Raw genomic sequence first — 1,832 nt, 5'->3', positions numbered from 1 at the left:
GTCAAGGGCGCGGGCGGCGGCGCAAGGGTCACCATACGAACGAGCTGACGACACTCACCGATACTACACCCAACCAAGTTGCTACTTGTTTTTCCGTAATAATGACTACTACGGTCGAAGTCATGATGCGTGTCATCGGAGGCACCGGAGCCAGCGGAATGGCCGTCATGCGCAAATACGCCCGGCAGGTAGTGCCGGTTCGCGCCCTGTTCACAAACCCCGACAAAGCCCAGCAGCGTCGTGGCCTGCCAGGCCTCGAACCTGTCAGGGTGCCCTGCTCGGTCCGAACTCACTGACCTCCGCCCTACGATGGGAAGCAGGTATTCATGATCTTTTCGGACGTGCGCCGATGGCCCGGACACAATGCGCGTTCATCGACGCGGCGAAGGCGGCAGGCGTGCCACGCATCGAGAAGGGCTCCCGCAAGGAGGCGGGCGTCGGTTTCAACCTCGGCAGCTTCCACGGGACGCGGGAGCACGCAGAGATCGAACGGTATCTCGAAGCGTCCCGGACTGGGCTGGCCACCTACGCTCCAGCCCATTCATGCTGCTCTACCTGCCCGGCACCGTGACCAGCGTGAGCTCCAGGCGGCGTGATGCGTATACCGATCGGCGACGACCGCCTCTCTCCCGTCGCCGTCGAGGACGTGACCAAGGTGGCCGTCGCGCCAAGGCGCTCCGACGATCACGAGGGCAAGGTCTACGAGATGACTGGATTGGAAACCTGTCAATGCAGGACACCGTGGAACGGATCTACAAGGCCACGGGAACCAGCTTCCGGTGCGGCCCCTTTCGCTGGAGGACAAGCTGCGCGAGCTTAGAGAGTCACGGCCAGCTCGAGCCGACCGCTCAATTCCTTGGCGAGTTGCTCGCTGAGCGTGCCCGCCGGCCTGCTCGCACCTGTGGCTGAAGTCTCACCAAACCTCCCATATTGGACCCACGCCCTTTGTCGACTTCGCCCGCAGCAACGCCGAAGCGTTCCTAACCGCTTAGCGGCTGGCGGCAATTGCCTTTGTGGAGGCGCCTGATGACACGGTCCGCCCACTTGCCTCGCGCCTGGATGCGAGGCCGGCGCAGGCCACATCGAGCCGGGGGCATCGCGCGCGCTGGGCACAACTGCCTGCCGAGGCGACGCCGTGGACATTGCGGCCGCACTGACGCAGACCGCCACAGCGGTCGGGCTTACCAGCTGACCAGCCCGCAGGCGATCAGCTTCAGCGAGGCCACCGAGCATATGGTCCGTGACGACACGGGCTCGGCGATCCCCTCCCCTGCCTGATCCACCCCGTTCGAAAAGAAGTCCGAGAGGAGCAATGCCAGTGAATGTCAAAAGCCGCACGTGCGGCCCGTGTTCGCGGTCTGGATGGACGAGGCGCTGTACCTCTCGTCAGATCCGACCGCCCGCAAGAGCCGCAACCTCGACGGCGACGCCCACTGCTCGATCGCGACGTCCTGCCACGATCTGGACCTGGTGGTCGAGGGCAAGGCCGAGCGGGTCACCGACCCGCGGCGGCTCCAACGCATCGCCGCCGCGTACAAGGAGGACCCCAGGGGGCTGGCCAGCGCGGCGTAACAGGGAACCGCCACGACCACATCCGCGAGCAGTACAGCGTCCGCCCGGAGAGGCAGCCCGGCGTACGCCGCACCCTCATGCCGGTGAGATTCCATCGGCTCGGAGTAGGTGCTTCCGTGCCTCGTCGGAGTCTGAACTGGACCGTACGACACGCTAGGAGACTATCCTGCGTTCCGCGTAATTCAGCGGGCTGAAGGCGCAGATTCGGGGTCTGACCAGGGGTGACATGGATGTGTCCACCTGGAGGGCGTTTCTCTAGG

The 1,832-nt window shown here is 64.8% G+C and carries 2 protein-coding genes; one reads left to right on the top strand and one right to left on the bottom strand.

All coding sequences use genetic code 11. The features are described 5' to 3' along the window. Positions 1-293, bottom strand: a 293-nt coding sequence (locus tag B0I32_RS59515; RefSeq protein ID WP_219912579.1) for a hypothetical protein, incomplete at its 3' end; no start/stop codon positions are given. A 1,045-nt stretch (positions 294-1,338) separates the two neighbouring features. Between B0I32_RS59515 and B0I32_RS56165 the strand changes: the two genes are divergently transcribed. Then, positions 1,339-1,572, top strand: a complete 234-nt coding sequence (locus B0I32_RS56165; protein WP_106253688.1) for a pyridoxamine 5'-phosphate oxidase family protein — start codon at positions 1,339-1,341, stop codon at positions 1,570-1,572. The last annotated feature ends 260 nt before the right edge of the window (positions 1,573-1,832 follow it).

Source organism: Nonomuraea fuscirosea (genome assembly GCF_003001935.1).
Classification (GTDB): domain Bacteria; phylum Actinomycetota; class Actinomycetes; order Streptosporangiales; family Streptosporangiaceae; genus Nonomuraea; species Nonomuraea fuscirosea.
The sequence above is the reverse complement of the archived record's forward strand: the minus strand, read 5'-3'. Positions and strand labels throughout refer to the sequence as shown.